The following is a 16,499-nucleotide window of genomic DNA, read 5'->3' on the forward strand; positions in this document are numbered from 1 at the left end:
CGCCCTATTCAGACTCGCTTTCGCTGCGGCTCCGTCTCTTCAACTTAACCTTGCATGAAATCGTAACTCGCCGGTTCATTCTACAAAAGGCACGCCATCACACAGCGTTTTCCCATAGGGAAATACGCATCCATGCTTTGACTATTTGTAGGCACACGGTTTCAGGATCTATTTCACTCCCCTTCCGGGGTGCTTTTCACCTTTCCCTCACGGTACTGGTTCACTATCGGTCACTAGGGAGTATTTAGCCTTGGGAGATGGTCCTCCCAGCTTCCGACGGGATTTCACGTGTCCCGCCGTACTCAGGATCCACTCAGGAGGGGATGACATTTCGACTACAGGGCTGTTACCTTCTGTGGCCGGCCTTTCCAGACCGCTTCGTCTACATCATCCTTTTGTAACTCCGTATAGAGTGTCCTACAACCCCAAGAGGCAAGCCTCTTGGTTTGGGCTTTTCCCGTTTCGCTCGCCGCTACTCGGGGAATCGATTTTTCTTTCTCTTCCTCCGGGTACTGAGATGTTTCAGTTCCCCGGGTCTGCCTTCCATTTCCTATGTATTCAGAAATGGATTCTGCCCCATTACGAGCAGAGGGTTTCCCCATTCGGAAATCTCCGGATCGAAGCTTACTTACAGCTCCCCGAAGCATTTCGGTGTTAGTCCCGTCCTTCATCGGCTCCTAGTGCCAAGGCATCCACCGTGCGCCCTTACTAACTTAATCGTTCGTGCAATGATAAGCTTCGAATCTCTGCGTCAGCTTCATTCATTCGCATCCTCACGTATTATATACGCTCCGGCGCTCACTCATTTGCTTCCTTGATCTTCTCGCTTCTCCTTGCTCGACCTTAATAAGGTCTTACTAGTTTTCTTACGGAATTCTCCGTAAGGTGAATGTTTCTCGGTTTATATCTTCTCATTTTATCTGGTTTTCAAAGAACAAACTTTTGAGAGTTTGAACTCTCAAAACTGAACGAAAAGAAACGTCTTTTTTAATATTGACTTGCAGTCAATATATTATCGTGTCTAGCTCCAGACGGCAGCGACTAGCAAACTTCTACGCTTCTTCCTACGATAAGTCAACATCGGCTCATTCTTCGCCGTGTTTCCTTTATCTCGTCAGAATCTAGGAAGTTTGTACGTCGCTAAACGCCGTCTTCCGCTTTTCGATTTTCCTTAGAAAGGAGGTGATCCAGCCGCACCTTCCGATACGGCTACCTTGTTACGACTTCACCCCAATCATCTGTCCCACCTTCGGCGGCTGGCTCCAAAAGGTTACCCCACCGACTTCGGGTGTTACAAACTCTCGTGGTGTGACGGGCGGTGTGTACAAGGCCCGGGAACGTATTCACCGCGGCATGCTGATCCGCGATTACTAGCGATTCCGGCTTCATGTAGGCGAGTTGCAGCCTACAATCCGAACTGAGAATGGTTTTAAGGGATTGGCTAAACCTCGCGGTCTCGCAACCCTCTGTACCATCCATTGTAGCACGTGTGTAGCCCAGGTCATAAGGGGCATGATGATTTGACGTCATCCCCACCTTCCTCCGGTTTGTCACCGGCAGTCAAATTAGAGTGCCCAACTAAATGCTGGCAACTAATTTCAAGGGTTGCGCTCGTTGCGGGACTTAACCCAACATCTCACGACACGAGCTGACGACAACCATGCACCACCTGTCACCGCTGTCCCCGAAGGGAAAGGCCTGTCTCCAGACCGGTCAGCGGGATGTCAAGACCTGGTAAGGTTCTTCGCGTTGCTTCGAATTAAACCACATGCTCCACCGCTTGTGCGGGCCCCCGTCAATTCCTTTGAGTTTCAGCCTTGCGGCCGTACTCCCCAGGCGGAGTGCTTAATGCGTTTGCTGCAGCACTAAAGGGCGGAAACCCTCTAACACTTAGCACTCATCGTTTACGGCGTGGACTACCAGGGTATCTAATCCTGTTCGCTCCCCACGCTTTCGCGCCTCAGCGTCAGTTACAGACCAAAGAGCCGCCTTCGCCACTGGTGTTCCTCCACATCTCTACGCATTTCACCGCTACACGTGGAATTCCGCTCTTCTCTTCTGCACTCAAGTCCCCCAGTTTCCAATNATATTGACTCGCAGTCAATATATTATCGTGTCTAGCTCCAGACGGCAGCGACTAGCAAACTTCTACGCTTCTTCCTACGATAAGTCAACATCGGCTCATTCTTCGCCGTGTTTCCTTTATCTCGTCAGAATCTAGGAAGTTTGTACGTCGCTAAACGCCGTCTTCCGCTTTTAGGCTCACACGATGTGAGTCATGCCGACGTTGCCACAGGACGTGGCGCTTCTTAGTCGGCCTTCCTTATATCCTTAGAAAGGAGGTGATCCAGCCGCACCTTCCGATACGGCTACCTTGTTACGACTTCACCCCAATCATCTGTCCCACCTTCGGCGGCTGGCTCCTAGTACTTAACTTAGCTTCCTACGATATTAATAAGAGGCTAAGTTAAGTACCAGGTTACCCCACCGACTTCGGGTGTTACAAACTCTCGTGGTGTGACGGGCGGTGTGTACAAGGCCCGGGAACGTATTCACCGCGGCATGCTGATCCGCGATTACTAGCGATTCCGGCTTCATGTAGGCGAGTTGCAGCCTACAATCCGAACTGAGAATGGTTTTAAGGGATTGGCTAAACCTCGCGGTCTCGCAACCCTCTGTACCATCCATTGTAGCACGTGTGTAGCCCAGGTCATAAGGGGCATGATGATTTGACGTCATCCCCACCTTCCTCCGGTTTGTCACCGGCAGTCAAATTAGAGTGCCCAACTAAATGCTGGCAACTAATTTCAAGGGTTGCGCTCGTTGCGGGACTTAACCCAACATCTCACGACACGAGCTGACGACAACCATGCACCACCTGTCACCGCTGTCCCCGAAGGGAAAGGCCTGTCTCCAGACCGGTCAGCGGGATGTCAAGACCTGGTAAGGTTCTTCGCGTTGCTTCGAATTAAACCACATGCTCCACCGCTTGTGCGGGCCCCCGTCAATTCCTTTGAGTTTCAGCCTTGCGGCCGTACTCCCCAGGCGGAGTGCTTAATGCGTTTGCTGCAGCACTAAAGGGCGGAAACCCTCTAACACTTAGCACTCATCGTTTACGGCGTGGACTACCAGGGTATCTAATCCTGTTCGCTCCCCACGCTTTCGCGCCTCAGCGTCAGTTACAGACCAAAGAGCCGCCTTCGCCACTGGTGTTCCTCCACATCTCTACGCATTTCACCGCTACACGTGGAATTCCGCTCTTCTCTTCTGCACTCAAGTCCCCCAGTTTCCAATGACCGCTCACGGTTGAGCCGCGAGATTTCACATCAGACTTAAGAGACCGCCTGCGCGCGCTTTACGCCCAATAATTCCGGACAACGCTTGCCACCTACGTATTACCGCGGCTGCTGGCACGTAGTTAGCCGTGGCTTTCTGGTCAGGTACCGTCAAGGTACCGTCAGTTAAACGGTACTTGTTCTTCCCTGATAACAGAGTTTTACGATCCGAAAACCTTCTTCACTCACGCGGCGTTGCTCCGTCAGACTTTCGTCCATTGCGGAAGATTCCCTACTGCTGCCTCCCGTAGGAGTCTGGGCCGTGTCTCAGTCCCAGTGTGGCCGATCACCCTCTCAGGTCGGCTACGCATCGTCGCCTTGGTGAGCCGTTACCTCACCAACTAGCTAATGCGCCGCGGGCCCATCTGTAAGTGACAGCATAACCGTCTTTCAACCTTTCTCCATGTGAAGAAAGAAATTATCCGGTATTAGCTCACGTTTCCGCGAGTTATCCCAGTCTTACAGGCAGGTTGCCCACGTGTTACTCACCCGTCCGCCGCTAACTTCAGGGAGCAAGCTCCCATCCATTCGCTCGACTTGCATGTATTAGGCACGCCGCCAGCGTTCGTCCTGAGCCAGGATCAAACTCTCATTTAAAGTTTGTTTAGCTCATATAAAGCTGGCGATGATCAAATGATCATCTATTTATTATTGACGTTCGTTTCGTTCAGTTTTCAAAGATCAAACTTGCTTGCTTCTTAACAGCGACTTTATTATCATACAACTTTCAGTCTGGAAAGTCAAGAAGTTTTTTATCTTTTTTTTCGACCGCCGAACTTAACGTCAGCAGCGACGTTTATTACTATAACAAGTTTATTAGAATTGGTCAATACCTTTTTTCAAAAAAAGGTAAACTATTTCTTGAAATAAAATCTATCGCTTAGTCCCAGTGTGTTTATAGGAACTTCGACTACTGTAATAAAGTCTTTATCGATTAGGTATTCCACTAGTAGATCTAAATCAACACCATAATAATGAAGTTCAGGATGAGATTTCAACTCACCAATCGACCATTGGGTTTGCATTTCTAAAGTTTCCAAAAGATGCCCAGCACCAATTTTCGTTCTAGAAAAGATTAAAAATTCACTAGCTATAAAAAGTAAGTCTAATCTTTTTTCAATAGATTCCTCGCTGTTAACGAGTTCCTCATATAACTTGTAGATTTCTGGATCCATCTGCTTAACCTGACTCCATACCGTTAATTCAGGATAAAAGCCCTTTTCGATAATGGCTAGACGAGCTAGATGGTGTAAACAATGAATCATATGATTATATGCATCTAAAAATTGGCCCGTTTCAAAAAACGATTTCCCGTTTAAATATCTACGGATAAGCTTTGCAAACTCGACTCCTATTTTCAATTTACGATCATAAAATGGAAAGTCTCGTAACTCATTTCTTAAATTTAATACAAACTCGTTCTTATCAAATAAAACTTCACCTTCATGTATCCATTCTATAATTTTGTTATTCGATCCAAAAAGAATCCATTCTTTTATTTGCTGTTCTGTTACATTATGAAGAGCGATTCTTTTATCATTATATTGATAATGCATAATAGATGTCGAATCAGTTCGTTGACGTACTATAACAAGCAAGATGAAATCAAACGTATTTGTCGAAGGGGATAGTTGCTGTTTCTTTTCAATTACTAAAATACCTAATGTGTTTTCACTATCTTCTTTTTCTACACAGATGCTTTTGAGGATTTCTTCCATGGCAATTCCTCCAATTCCTTATTACCCTTTTCTTTCGACAGTAATTCGAAATCTCCTTCTTCCTTTCTCCACATACGTTATTTAACGGAATATATAGTAGGAAGTTTTTCTTCCATATGATATATTTACTTTCAGGAGGGCTCACTATGGCAAAAAAATATTCAAGTAAAATAAATAAGATCCGGTCCTTTGCTCTTGGTTTAATCTTTGCTGGGTTTATTATTATGTATGGGGGAATATTCTTCAAAAATCATCCTATTGTTATGACGATTTTTATGATTTTAGGAGTATTAGCTATTCTTTCTAGTACATTAGTTTATTTTTGGATTGGAATGCTTTCAACAAAGGCAGTACAAGTAATTTGTCCAAATTGTAACAAACCTACTAAAGTGTTAGGTAAAGTAGATATGTGCATGTATTGTAGGGAACCACTTACCTTGGATCCAAATCTTGAAGGCAAGGAATTTGATGAAAAATACAATCGCAAGAAAAATCTTTAAAAAATTTCGCTTTTTTAAATTTATTGATATATGTTATAATTACTATATCAAAAAGGGAACGATGCTGAGCAAGTTTAAAATATGCTTCCGAATTCCTTTTCGGTCAAGTGCAATGTTGCTCTGCATCGTCATTCTCAAAAATAGATTAAATGGTGGTTAACTATGAATATCTTAAACAGCAGGTTATATACTATTTTGGAAACGGTGTCTTTTTTCTTTTTATTAAATATCCTTTGGTTCGTCATGTGTCTGCCGATCATTACTATCTTTCCAGCTACTGCTGCTATGTTCGGGGTGATCAGACAATATGTTATTAAAAAGGATTCAGCTGTCTTCCTTCCCTTTTTTCGCTTTTTCAAGGAAAATTTCAAACAAAGTTTTTTACTTGGCATTCTAGTCTCTATCTTTGGTTACATCCTTTATATTGACTTTATGCTGATCGGTACTTTAGGGAAAGTCATGCAAAACCTACTGCTAGCCTCGTTGTTTTTAATTGCATCCATTGGGTTACTAACTTCTATATATATTTTCCCAATGATGGTTCACTATAAGTTAACATTATGGAGAGTAGTAAAAAACTCCTTCTTTTTTGCTATTAAGTATTTTCCATCAACACTCTTATCTATTATTTTATTAGTATTAATGTTTGTTTTCCTAAACTATTTACCTGTAACATTTCTATTAATCTTTAGTTTTGTTGCTTATCTAGTCTTTATGATCTGTTATAGCCGATTCTACAAAGAAGAAGAGGTCATTAAGGCGAGTAATCTGGAACAAGCTTAATTTAAAATGGCAAACTGCTGTTATAAGCAGTTTGCCATTTTTGAATAAAGTAAAATAGCCTATAAAAGTTAGGCTATTTTTAATGTGTTTCTTTATTTCCGCAATCAGGACATACACCATAAATTTCCATGCGATGGTGGCCAACTTGGAATCCCGTTACATGGGCTGCCAACTGTTCAACTTCATCTAAGCCTGGATAATGAAAGTCAACAATCTTCCCACAGTTCTCGCAAATAATGTGATAATGGTCTGATGTCACAAAATCAAATCTGCTAGAAGCATCACCATAGGTAAGTTCCTTTACTAAGCCCACTTCCCGAAAAACGCGTAAATTATTATAAACAGTTGCAACACTCATGTTCGGAAATTTATCTTCGAGTGATTTATAAATATCGTCTGCAGTTGGATGTGACATACTCTGAACTAAATACTCCAAAATCGCATGACGTTGGGGTGTAATTCGAACTCCTGTCTGCTTCAATGTTTGAATCGCATCTTTTAATTGATGTTCTGACACCGCCATGCACCTCTTTTCTAACATAAAATTGATTATCTATTTATAATTCTTATAAATAGTGTACTAAAAAATGGGTTTAGCTGTCAATCTTGTCTCCTTCATGCAGATTTACTTCTTCTTCTCCTAATATATGATGGACATATCGTGCTACGACAAATAAAAGGTCAGAAAGTCGATTTAGATAAGATAAAACAAGTGGATTATTTGTTTCAAGACCAACTACGATTCTTTCCACTCTGCGCACAACCGTTCTCGCTACGTGAAATGCAGCTCCAGCAGGATGTCCACCAGGAAGAATAAAATTCTGCAATGGTGTAAGCTGTTCATCTAAACGATCAATTGCTTCTTCTAATAGCTTTACATCACTTTCTTTTAATTTCCATTTCACTTCTTTATCATTAGGAGTAGACAATTCTGCCCCTACATGGAAAAGAGCTGTTTGTACTTGATGAAAAAGTTGTTGCAGCTCTTGAAATTCTTTTCTATCTTCTTGCTTCAAATAACTAACAGCTAGTCCAATCATCGAATTTGCTTCATCACAACTTCCANGCTTTCAATCGACAACTTAATTAGTTTAACACTTATTTTTTTCATTGTCAACATGTTTTTTTTGGAGCGGGTGATGGGAATCGAACCCACGACAACAGCTTGGAAGGCTGTAGTTTTACCACTAAACTACACCCGCATAAAATGGCGCGCCCGAGAGGAGTCGAACCCCTAACCTTTTGATCCGTAGTCAAACGCTCTATCCAATTGAGCTACGGGCGCATATAAAATTTGGTGCGGTAGAGAGGACTTGAACCTCCACGGGTTATTCACCCACTAGGCCCTCAACCTAGCGCGTCTGCCATTCCGCCACTACCGCGTCTTTACGACAAAATATATTATATAAAGTAGACTTTATAATGTCAAGACATTTTTAGTGAGAATGCTGCGTTTGAAGGTATAAACTTTTGATATAGAAAGTAATGATGTTTTAAATAAAAATTGGCTGGGCTAGCTGGATTCGAACCAACGAGTGACGGAGTCAAAGTCCGTTGCCTTACCGCTTGGCTATAGCCCATTTACAATAAATGAAACAAGAATGATATTTTATCATATCTTCTATTGTTTAGTCAAGTCGTAATTGTTGGCGAGTAACTTTTCTAGTTTATGTTGTTTTTTCAAAAAAACAACATATGACCCCTACGGGATTCGAACCCGTGTTACCGCCGTGAAAGGGCGGTGTCTTAACCGCTTGACCAAGGGGCCATGTTTAAAAATATATGGCGGAGAAGGAGGGATTTGAACCCTCGCGCCGCTTACGCGACCTATGCCCTTAGCAGGGGCACCTCTTCAGCCTCTTGAGTACTTCCCCATATATAATAAATTAATAGAAGAATTACTTCATTTATTAAAGGAAGACTCCGCAGGTAGGATTCGAACCTACGACCGATCGGTTAACAGCCGATAGCTCTACCACTGAGCTACTGCGGATTAATGACTCTTTCGATTATAATGATCTAACTAATAACTGTCAATAGATTTTAGATATTTTTTTCAAGAAATGGCTTATCCTATTTCTATTAACTTTCCTCGGCATTTTCCACATACGAACCGTGTAGTGTCTACTCTTTTCTTCCGTTGGTATATTTGCTGACAAGTGTTACATTGGTACATTTTAATTTTAGCAGCTGGTTTTTGGCTTTTTTTAAGTGGCGTACAATGCCTTGGTGCACCGACTTGCTTCATTAACCTTTTAAAATCCTGATCACGATGCTGGTAGCCTTTGCCTTCAATGTGAAGATGATAATGGCATAATTCATGCTTAATGATCCCTATTAATTCTTCTACTCCGTGTTCCTCATAATATTTACGATTGATTTCGATATTATGAGAACGTAGCATATATCGTCCCCCAGTAGTTCTCAACCTATGATTAAAAAAGGCTGTATGTTTAAATGGTTTATGAAACAATTCTAAAGAAAGTTTTTCCGTTAATTGTTGTAGCTCTTGATCCTTCATAAAAAAACCTCTTATCTTAATATCCGGAACAGGATAAAGGATTCACCCATATAATGAAATTACGAAACACTTCGGGAGGTCTTTTTCATGCCCATCTGGTTCCAAAATCAAATACAAAAAGCCTTTTTCGAAAAAAATCGGTACCAAATTAAACTGTTAAATCAATGCTGGTTCTTTTACAGAAAAAAACATAGTTAAATATATAATTATACCGGCGGCTAAAACATGTTTGTCCGCCGGGATTTAATATAGATATGCATTGATTTCTGTTTACTGTGGTTGACTAAGCATCGTTAGCGAGAGTCTGCCCTTTTGAACATCGACTTTTTCCACCCAAACAGTGACAATATCCCCTAGCGATACAACATCTAATGGGTGTTTTACAAATTGATTACTTAATTTGGATATATGGACAAGTCCATCCTCTTTCACACCAACATCAACAAATGCCCCAAAATCTACAACATTACGAACGGTGCCTTGCATTTCCATGCCTGGTTTAAGATCTTCTAGTTTCAGTAAGTCTTTTTTCAAAATCGGTTGTGGTAGTTCATCCCGGAGATCTCGACCCGGCTTCATTAATGCATCGATAATATCTTCTAATGTTAATTGGCCAATTCCAAGTTCTGCCGAGATTGCTTTCGTATCCATCGCTTTCAGCGTATCCACGAGATCTTTCGTGCCAATATCTTTGGAGGTAAAACCAAGCTTTGCTAGAAGTCCTTTTACTTCTCCATAATGTTCTGGATGAATCGGTGTTAAATCAAGTGGTTCTTCTCCGTCTAGAATTCGTAAGAAACCAATTGCTTGCTCATAGGTTTTAGCCCCGAGGCGCGGAATTCCCTTTAATTGCTGGCGGCTAGAGATTTTTCCATTTTCTTCTCTGAATTTCACTATGTTTTTGGCTACAGTTTTACTTAATCCTGATACATATTGTAAGAGAGACATTGATGCGGTATTCACGTTTACACCAACTTGGTTAACCGCGGTTTCCACTACAAAAGTTAGTGAATCATTTAGTTTCTTCTGGGAGACGTCATGCTGATACTGACCAACCCCGACCGACTTTGGATCAATTTTCACCAACTCCGCTAATGGGTCCTGTAGTCTTCGTGCAATCGAAACGGCACTTCTTTCTTCGACTTGCAAATCAGGAAATTCCTCTCTAGCAAGTTCTGATGCGGAATATACACTCGCACCGGCTTCATTTACAATAATATAAGACATATCCGCTTGAAGCTCTTTTAATATATCAGTCGTAAACTGTTCCGTTTCCCGCGATGCAGTCCCATTCCCAATCGCAATAATTTCAATGTTGAAGCGTTTCAACACATCGATCATCTTTTCTTTTGCCACGCGAGGCTTAGCTGTAGGTGGATGCGGATAAATAACATCAATATGTAGTACTTTTCCTGTTTCATCGACGACAGCTAGCTTACAACCTGTCCGATAGGCAGGGTCAACACCTAAAACGACCTTTCCCTTTAACGGCGGTTGTAGTAATAAATTTCTTAGATTCTCTGAAAAAATATGAATTGCCTGAGTTTCCGCCTTTTCGGTTAATTCGTTGCGTATTTCTCGTTCAATGGCAGGTTCAATCAACCGCTTATACGCATCCTCAACCGCTTCTGTAACAACACTATTTGAAATAGATGTATGTTTTTTGATCCATTTTCTATTTAAATATTGCAGAACTTTATCTGTATTTGATTCTATCGAGACCTTTAAAACGTCTTCCTTTTCTCCTCGATTTAAAGCAAGTGTCCGATGCGGAACAATTTTTCGTACAGGTTCCTCATAATCATAGTAGTTCTCATAAACCTTTTTCTCATCCTTTTCCTCATCTTTAGATGCCGCCACTATTTTTCCTGTACGATAACATTCATTCCTGATCCATTGGCGACTAGCTGCATCATCAGAAACTTGCTCGGCGATAATATCCTTTGCACCAGTAATTGCTTCTATTATAACAGCGATTCCTTTTTCTTCAGAAAGGTATTGAGCAGCTTCTTTTTCAACATCACCTTTTTCAGGAAAAGTTAGTAGCCACTCAGCGAATGGTTCAAGTCCTTTTTCTTTAGCTGCGGATGCACGAGTACGACGTTTTTGCTTGTAAGGGCGGTACAGGTCCTCTACAATTTGTAGTTTGTCAGCCTTCATTATTTCGATTTTCAATTCATCTGTTAGTTTACCTTGTTCCTCAATTAAGCGAATCACATCTTCTTTTCGCTGTTCTAAATTTTGTAAATAGGCATAGCTATCCTGAATGTTTTTAATTTGAACTTCATCCAACGCCCCTGTCATTTCTTTCCGATAGCGGGCAATAAACGGTACTGTATTACCTTCGTTTAATAGTTCTATTACACTGGCAACTTGTTTATTGGATAGTGTAAGTTCGTTAGCTATTTGTTTGAGTAATTGATCTTCTTTTTGCACAGTTTGCATCACGGATTCCTCTTTTCATAAAACAACTTTCCCTTATCTTAACATAATTGTTTTCCTCTAAAAAACATACCATCATAGCGAAGGGGAAAAATTAAACATGTAAGTATAGTTTTACATACGGTTTTCTTCATAAAAAGAACCCTGCTATTTTAAAGCAGGGTTCCCACAATAAATGACATATCATCATTCGTGTTTTTTTGGACAGCTTTTAAGCGATCCGTCATTGCCCAAACAGATTGTTTACTGCCGAGCAATTCTCTTGTATTTATATTGATAAATCCATCAGAATGAAGAAGAAATGCTGAATTTTCCTCGTAAGAATATCGATGAGTTCGAAATTTCTGGGGTCTCCCTGAAAGAAAGCCTCTCACAGGCATTGGATATACAAGTTTATTATTCGAAGTATGAACAAAAAAGCGAATATTCCCAACACAGCTATACTCATATATCCTCTTTTTAAAATCTACTCGTAAAATAGCTACAGCTGCTCCCCGCTTCCGTATCAATACTTGATTGCAATGATCCATCAATGTATTGATCGTCTCTTTCGGCTTCGATTCAACAACAGAAGTGACCGCACGTGAAGCTTCGTGTGCAAATTGACCACTTCCCAACCCATCAGCAAGTACACAAATAAAGTAATCTTCTTTTAAAGATAAATAAAAACTGTCTCCGCAAAACATATTGCTTCCTTTGGCCGTTTGAAAAGCATGAGCTTCTAGATGTTTGTTTTCAACATGAATCATTGCGAAGTATTCTCCAAATCCGTTATTTCCTTATGAATCACTTCTTGGAGCTTTTTAATCGCTTTTCGTTGTATACGCGATACATGCATTTGCGATATGCCCAACTTTATTCCTGCCTCTTTCTGACTTAGGTTTTCTATATAAGTATATTGAATGACCTGTCTTTCCCTCTCTGAAAGTACATTCAATGCTTTTTCAAGGACTAGTCTTTGATTTACCTTCTCAAATCCTTCGTCAACATTACCGACAATATCCAAAAGAGTGATTGTGCTTCCATCTGAATCTGCCTCTATGGAATGGTCCATTGATAAAGCTTGATAACTTCTTCCGATTTCCATTGCTTCCAAAACTTCTTCTTCTGATACGTTTAAACTTTCAGCTATTTCTTTTATTTGGGGTGACCGTTCCAGCTCACTAGTCAAATCTTCAACTGTTTTTCTAATTTTCGGACCCAATTCCTTAATTCTTCGCGGAACATGAACACTCCATGTTTTATCTCTTAAAAAACGTTTAATTTCCCCAATTATCGTTGGGATTGCAAAAGCTTCAAACGTTTTACCGTAAGTTTCATCGAAGCGACGAATCGCGCCTAGAAGCCCAAGAACTCCTACTTGAACTATGTCCTCATGGAGAGATTTCCCCTTTGAATATTTCCTGGCAATTGATTCAACGAGATGTTGATAATGGAGAACGATCTTCTTTTGGGCTTCCTCATCATCATTGTTTTGGTAAGCTCTAATCCATTCATTGATTGGGCTCTTTTCATGATCAGGTTGAGATTGTTTCAGCATCACTCTCCACCTGCTCTCCTTCGAGGTATTTGGCCATAAAAACTGTAACTCCCTCATGATGATGAATTTTCACTTCATCCATTAAACTCTCTATTAAATATAGACCTAGGCCTCCTTCACGAAGGAATTTGGCTTGACTACCATTTTCATAAGGTCCTATTTTTTCACGAGCCTTTTTCATATCAAAACTTTTACCCGAATCTGCGACCATCACTTCTAGACGATTTTGATATAGAGCAAATCCAACTACAACTTCGCCCTCTTCTTCCTTTTTATATGCATGTTGAACCGCATTTGTAATAGCTTCACTTACAGCTATTTTCAAATCGTCAATTGCTTCATAAGTAAATCCCATTCTGCTAGCTATCCCTGAAACTGTTAGTCGAATAACGCCTACATATTCTGCTTTTGCCGGAATTTTCATTTCAATGTAGTCAAAAGGATCAGTCATTATACTCCACCTTCTACCTCGGTATTGATATCCATCACATCTGCTAAACCTGTTATATCAAATAATCGTTTTAAACGGTCAGACATCCCGTTTAAAACGATGCTTCCCTTATACTCTTTCAACGTTTTATACAAACCAACAAAAACACCTAACCCCGTACTATCCATATAGTTCACACCAGACAGATCCACTACTAATTTAACTTCCGGCTTTTTCACTAGGTCTTGTAGTGCTTCTCGTACCTTTGGAGCAGAGTATGCATCGATTTCACCTGTTAATTTTGCCCTTATTTCCTTATCTGCTTCCTTTACATCTATTGAGACATTCATATGAAATCCCCCCTCGTAACTTCCTGCTCTTATCAATACCCCTTTTTCAAAAAATAAAACTTTTTACCCTGTCCTTTTTAAAATAATCAAAGTGAAATCGTCTCTTAGTTCGAAATCTTGAAGGCGCTCTAAATCTTTATAAATGCTCGCAACAATTTCTTGTGCTTGCAAATGTATGTATTGACCAATCATTTTGGTTAAATCATCACGCTCTATAAACCCTTCTCCAGTTCGGCATTCTGTCACCCCATCTGATAAAAGAATGATCATATCACCTGCCGAAAGCGTCTCCATATATTCCACATAGTTAATCTTTTTTTCAATGCCTAACAATAAACCTCTCGCTTTTAAATCATGAAACTTCTGTTCTTCTGAACAATATATAAAACCAGGTTCATGGCCTGCAGACGCATATGTAAATGTATGTAGAGAAGGATCATAGACACCGTAACACATTGTAATAAACATGCTTGGATCAACATTTTGTTCTACCACTCTATTTAGGTTTTCAAGAATCACTTTCGGACTATGCTGATTTTCTGGTAAGCTATCAATGGCATATTTAATCATGGACATTGATAATGCTGCAGGAATTCCTTTGCCAATTACATCAGCAATCGCAATCCCGAGGCGCTCTTTTTCATCCTTCATAAAGTGATGATAATCACCATTCATCTGTCTTGCCGGCACGCTAATAGCACCAATATCCATACCATCAATATGAGGAATGGACGTCCTCATTAAGGTTTGCTGCATTTTAGCCGCCACTTCAATTTCATGTTTTAAAGCAAACTGCTCTATTCGAAGGCTTTGATGTTCTCGATATGCCAAACCATAGCCCATCATCACTTCTAGTAAAATATCAAAAGAATCTAATACATTCTGTGCTGTGAAACCCTTTTCCATTATGATCAACTTGTGAAAACTGATAATTTCTTCTGGAGAGATATGAAGTTCAATGAATTTCCTACTTAACTTTTGTCCTTGATATAAGGCTTGTTCATTATGATCTTTTAAATAACTGTAGATAACTTCTTGATATTTACCTTTTAAAAATTCACTCAAGACCATATAGATATGTCCTCCTATCGGAGCCACTTAACTGCAATAATTTCAGTACCTTCATCAATTTCAGACTGAATATCAAATTCATCCATCAAGCGTCTTACTCCCGGAAGACCAGCTCCCAGCCCTCCGGATGTTGTAAAACCGTCTTCTAAAACCTTGCGTATGTCAGAAATACCTGGACCCTTGTCCTTGGCAATAACTTTCAAACCTCTTTTACCTTCGTGATAACACTTTTCAATAGATACTTCACCCTGACCTGCATATAAGAAAATATTACGGGCCAATTCGCTGATTGCAGTCGTGATTCTTGCCTGGTCTACTGTCCCAAATCCAAGCTCCTTTGCCACATTTCTGCCTAGTTGGCGAACTGCTACGATGTCCCATTCATTCATTATTTTAACACAGGACTGCAGCTCCATAGGCTATTCCCCCAGTTCCTGTTGTAGTTTGTCTAAGCCGTTTTCCAAATCTAAAGCAGTCATAGCATCATCCAAGCGGATTCCTAACTCAAGCAAAGTAATGGCTACTGCGGGCTGTATTCCAGTAATAACAATTTTTGCGCCCATTAATTTTGACATTTCAATAACATCTCCCAATACCTTTGCAATAAAAGAATCAATAAAATCAATAGATGTAAGATCTAGGACTACACCACTTGCATTTGTCTGATGAATTTTATGCAATAAATCCTCTTGAAACTGTAAGGCAGTTTGATCATCAAGTTCCCATTGAATAGAAACAAGCAGACAATCACGAAGCTTTAATATTGGAATTCTCAATCTAATCCCTCCACTGACACAATTTCTCGATTTGTAAATCTAAGTGCCTCTCCCATTCCTTTTTGTAATGTACTTGTTGTTGTAATGTGATTAAGGTCAATCCCTAGGTTCACAATTGTTTGCGCAATTTCAGGACGAATTCCAACAATCATGCATTTTGCTCCAACAAGTCTAACAGCGTCAGCAGCCTGAATGATATGATGAGCGACCATCGTGTCCACTACTGGTACTCCAGTAATATCAATAAGGACAACTTCTGATCTGTGTCTAACTACACCCGTAAGTAAGTTTTCCATAATTAAGCGTGCTCTTTCCGTATCAATCGTACCAACTAATGGCATAATCGAAATTTTCTCGAATACCGGAATAAGTGGTGCGGATAGTTCTTGTAAAGCTATTTTTTGTAAGTTTATAGTCTTTTCCCACGTATCTGAATACGTTTCTACCATTTTATCTTGCATAGGAGAAAGCCAATTCTCAAAGTCTAGTACTAATTTTTTTATTTGCTCCACATTATACTTACTTTCCGATGTCATTTCCTTAAATAGAATGGTTCGAAAAGTTCTTATCCCTCTTGATAAAAATGATAATGGCCAACCTAGTCTGACGATGTTTGCTGCAAAGTCACCAATTTTCCCATTATATTCCTCTTCAGTATCTAGTAGATTTGAGAACACTAGCTCCATAAATTCTTTACTTGTATTTAAGAAAACTTGATCAGATATAACACTGAAGGATCTTTCATCAACCTTCTTTTGCATTTCATGCATCCAATCTTCTAAGATCTTCGTCTCATGTCTTCTTATATAATTAGCGATTTCCTTGTTCATTCATACTTCCCCCTCTTAGTGAATAGCATAGGTGGTATTTTGTTATTCTATCTATTTAAAAGATATTATTTAACATTTTAACAATATTTACCTAATAAACTCAAATAGTTACACGTAGAAAATTCAGAATAACTTGTATTTGTTAGAAAAACCTTCCTTGTCATATAGAAAAAAGACGCCTTCTGTTAGTACAGCAAGCGCCT

General features: G+C 40.3%; 15 protein-coding genes, 7 tRNA genes, 3 rRNA genes and 1 pseudogene (1 of these 26 running past the window's edge). 3 read left to right on the forward strand and 23 right to left on the reverse strand.

From position 1 onward, the window contains the following. From BN1243_RS23130 to BN1243_RS10410, 4 genes are all read right to left on the reverse strand, one after another. Positions 1-719 (reverse strand): 23S ribosomal RNA (locus BN1243_RS23130); it reaches 3,908 nt to the left of the window's first position. Between the two features lie 456 nt (positions 720-1,175). Next, positions 1,176-2,191: ribosomal RNA gene (locus tag BN1243_RS22340) — 16S ribosomal RNA — on the reverse strand. Positions 2,192-2,335: 144 nt separating this feature from the next. Further along, a 16S ribosomal RNA gene (locus BN1243_RS10405) occupies positions 2,336-3,932 on the reverse strand. Together the 16S and 23S rRNA genes form the textbook arrangement of a ribosomal RNA operon. 257 nt (positions 3,933-4,189) lie before the next feature. Then, complete coding sequence (locus BN1243_RS10410; protein WP_062105437.1) at positions 4,190-5,053, reverse strand: nucleotidyltransferase-like protein; 864 nt, start codon at positions 5,051-5,053, stop codon at positions 4,190-4,192. Positions 5,054-5,199: 146 nt separating this feature from the next. On the opposite strand from BN1243_RS10410, the gene BN1243_RS10415 reads away from it, so the two are divergent. Beyond that, the gene (locus tag BN1243_RS10415; RefSeq protein WP_062105438.1) at positions 5,200-5,553 is read left to right on the forward strand and encodes a YgzB family protein; all 354 of its coding nucleotides are present in this window, start codon (positions 5,200-5,202) and stop codon (positions 5,551-5,553) included. A 162-nt stretch (positions 5,554-5,715) separates the two neighbouring features. Continuing rightward, positions 5,716-6,336, forward strand: coding sequence for a YesL family protein (locus BN1243_RS10420; protein ID WP_062105439.1), 621 nt, complete (start codon positions 5,716-5,718; stop codon positions 6,334-6,336). A gap of 79 nt (positions 6,337-6,415) precedes the next feature. Here BN1243_RS10420 and perR read toward each other — a convergent pair whose 3' ends face one another. The 10 genes and pseudogenes from perR to BN1243_RS10470 form a co-directional block, all read right to left on the reverse strand. Then, complete coding sequence (gene perR, locus BN1243_RS10425; protein ID WP_154669812.1) at positions 6,416-6,853, reverse strand: peroxide-responsive transcriptional repressor PerR; 438 nt, start codon at positions 6,851-6,853, stop codon at positions 6,416-6,418. A gap of 76 nt (positions 6,854-6,929) precedes the next feature. Continuing rightward, positions 6,930-7,391 (reverse strand): annotated as a pseudogene (locus tag BN1243_RS10430) (cob(I)yrinic acid a,c-diamide adenosyltransferase); the annotation flags it as partial. A 73-nt stretch (positions 7,392-7,464) separates the two neighbouring features. Then, positions 7,465-7,538, reverse strand: a tRNA-Gly gene (locus BN1243_RS10435). Between the two features lie 6 nt (positions 7,539-7,544). Continuing rightward, positions 7,545-7,621, reverse strand: a tRNA-Arg gene (locus tag BN1243_RS10440). A 10-nt stretch (positions 7,622-7,631) separates the two neighbouring features. Further along, positions 7,632-7,718: transfer RNA gene (locus tag BN1243_RS10445), tRNA-Leu, on the reverse strand. Between the two features lie 123 nt (positions 7,719-7,841). After that, positions 7,842-7,916, reverse strand: a tRNA-Gln gene (locus tag BN1243_RS10450). A 116-nt stretch (positions 7,917-8,032) separates the two neighbouring features. Further along, positions 8,033-8,104, reverse strand: a tRNA-Glu gene (locus BN1243_RS10455). A gap of 15 nt (positions 8,105-8,119) precedes the next feature. Beyond that, positions 8,120-8,210, reverse strand: a tRNA-Ser gene (locus tag BN1243_RS10460). 47 nt (positions 8,211-8,257) lie between these two features. Further along, positions 8,258-8,329: transfer RNA gene (locus tag BN1243_RS10465), tRNA-Asn, on the reverse strand. Positions 8,330-8,404: 75 nt separating this feature from the next. Continuing rightward, complete coding sequence (locus tag BN1243_RS10470; protein ID WP_062106574.1) at positions 8,405-8,857, reverse strand: SprT family protein; 453 nt, start codon at positions 8,855-8,857, stop codon at positions 8,405-8,407. A gap of 87 nt (positions 8,858-8,944) precedes the next feature. Here BN1243_RS10470 and cmpA point away from each other — a divergent pair, with 87 nt between their 5' ends. Then, positions 8,945-9,055 (forward strand): cortex morphogenetic protein CmpA, encoded by a 111-nt coding sequence (gene cmpA / locus BN1243_RS22085; protein WP_154669843.1) that lies wholly within the window; start codon positions 8,945-8,947, stop codon positions 9,053-9,055. Positions 9,056-9,127: 72 nt separating this feature from the next. Here cmpA and BN1243_RS10475 read toward each other — a convergent pair whose 3' ends face one another. The 9 genes from BN1243_RS10475 to BN1243_RS10515 form a co-directional block, all read right to left on the reverse strand. Then, on the reverse strand, positions 9,128-11,302 hold the full coding sequence (locus BN1243_RS10475) for a Tex family protein (RefSeq protein ID WP_062106576.1): 2,175 nt from the start codon (positions 11,300-11,302) through the stop codon (positions 9,128-9,130). Positions 11,303-11,451: 149 nt separating this feature from the next. Then, a complete protein-coding gene (locus tag BN1243_RS10480; protein WP_062106578.1) occupies positions 11,452-12,048 on the reverse strand; it encodes a PP2C family serine/threonine-protein phosphatase in 597 nt (198 codons plus the stop codon). Then, on the reverse strand, positions 12,045-12,839 hold the full coding sequence (gene sigB / locus BN1243_RS10485) for an RNA polymerase sigma factor SigB (RefSeq protein WP_062106580.1): 795 nt from the start codon (positions 12,837-12,839) through the stop codon (positions 12,045-12,047). Before sigB ends, BN1243_RS10480 begins: the two co-directional genes overlap by 4 nt. Beyond that, the gene (rsbW, locus tag BN1243_RS10490) at positions 12,817-13,290 is read right to left on the reverse strand and encodes an anti-sigma B factor RsbW (protein ID WP_062106582.1); all 474 of its coding nucleotides are present in this window, start codon (positions 13,288-13,290) and stop codon (positions 12,817-12,819) included. Before rsbW ends, sigB begins: the two co-directional genes overlap by 23 nt. Then, the gene (locus BN1243_RS10495; RefSeq protein ID WP_062106584.1) at positions 13,290-13,619 is read right to left on the reverse strand and encodes an STAS domain-containing protein; all 330 of its coding nucleotides are present in this window, start codon (positions 13,617-13,619) and stop codon (positions 13,290-13,292) included. The genes rsbW and BN1243_RS10495 overlap by 1 nt, the downstream gene beginning before the upstream one ends. Before the next feature lie 63 nt (positions 13,620-13,682). Then, positions 13,683-14,690 (reverse strand): PP2C family protein-serine/threonine phosphatase, encoded by a 1,008-nt coding sequence (locus BN1243_RS10500; RefSeq protein ID WP_062106586.1) that lies wholly within the window; start codon positions 14,688-14,690, stop codon positions 13,683-13,685. A gap of 14 nt (positions 14,691-14,704) precedes the next feature. After that, positions 14,705-15,106, reverse strand: coding sequence for an anti-sigma regulatory factor (locus tag BN1243_RS10505; RefSeq protein WP_062106588.1), 402 nt, complete (start codon positions 15,104-15,106; stop codon positions 14,705-14,707). A 3-nt stretch (positions 15,107-15,109) separates the two neighbouring features. Beyond that, on the reverse strand, positions 15,110-15,472 hold the full coding sequence (locus BN1243_RS10510) for an STAS domain-containing protein (protein ID WP_154669844.1): 363 nt from the start codon (positions 15,470-15,472) through the stop codon (positions 15,110-15,112). Beyond that, a complete protein-coding gene (locus BN1243_RS10515; protein WP_062106592.1) occupies positions 15,463-16,296 on the reverse strand; it encodes an RsbT co-antagonist protein RsbRA in 834 nt (277 codons plus the stop codon). Before BN1243_RS10515 ends, BN1243_RS10510 begins: the two co-directional genes overlap by 10 nt. Between the last annotated feature and the right edge of the window lie 203 nt (positions 16,297-16,499).

The organism is Bacillus niameyensis, from assembly GCF_001375535.1.
GTDB classification, from domain to species: Bacteria; Bacillota; Bacilli; order Bacillales; family Bacillaceae_C; genus Lederbergia; species Lederbergia niameyensis.

Bases quoted from the DNA above. Each gene is read 5' to 3' on its own strand.
- rsbW (WP_062106582.1), bottom strand. From the start codon at position 13,290: ATGACTGATCCTTTTGACTACATTGAAATGAAAATTCCGGCAAAAGCA.
- BN1243_RS10505 (WP_062106588.1), bottom strand. From the start codon at position 15,106: ATGGAGCTGCAGTCCTGTGTTAAAATAATGAATGAATGGGACATCGTA.
- cmpA (WP_154669843.1), top strand. From the start codon at position 8,945: ATGCCCATCTGGTTCCAAAATCAAATACAAAAAGCCTTTTTCGAAAAA.
- BN1243_RS10420 (WP_062105439.1), top strand. From the start codon at position 5,716: ATGAATATCTTAAACAGCAGGTTATATACTATTTTGGAAACGGTGTCT.
- BN1243_RS10500 (WP_062106586.1), bottom strand. From the start codon at position 14,690: ATGGTCTTGAGTGAATTTTTAAAAGGTAAATATCAAGAAGTTATCTAC.
- BN1243_RS10480 (WP_062106578.1), bottom strand. From the start codon at position 12,048: ATGATTCATGTTGAAAACAAACATCTAGAAGCTCATGCTTTTCAAACG.
- BN1243_RS10415 (WP_062105438.1), top strand. From the start codon at position 5,200: ATGGCAAAAAAATATTCAAGTAAAATAAATAAGATCCGGTCCTTTGCT.
- BN1243_RS10495 (WP_062106584.1), bottom strand. From the start codon at position 13,619: ATGAATGTCTCAATAGATGTAAAGGAAGCAGATAAGGAAATAAGGGCA.
- BN1243_RS10475 (WP_062106576.1), bottom strand. From the start codon at position 11,302: ATGCAAACTGTGCAAAAAGAAGATCAATTACTCAAACAAATAGCTAAC.
- BN1243_RS10410 (WP_062105437.1), bottom strand. From the start codon at position 5,053: ATGGAAGAAATCCTCAAAAGCATCTGTGTAGAAAAAGAAGATAGTGAA.
- sigB (WP_062106580.1), bottom strand. From the start codon at position 12,839: ATGCTGAAACAATCTCAACCTGATCATGAAAAGAGCCCAATCAATGAA.
- BN1243_RS10470 (WP_062106574.1), bottom strand. From the start codon at position 8,857: ATGAAGGATCAAGAGCTACAACAATTAACGGAAAAACTTTCTTTAGAA.
- BN1243_RS10515 (WP_062106592.1), bottom strand. From the start codon at position 16,296: ATGAACAAGGAAATCGCTAATTATATAAGAAGACATGAGACGAAGATC.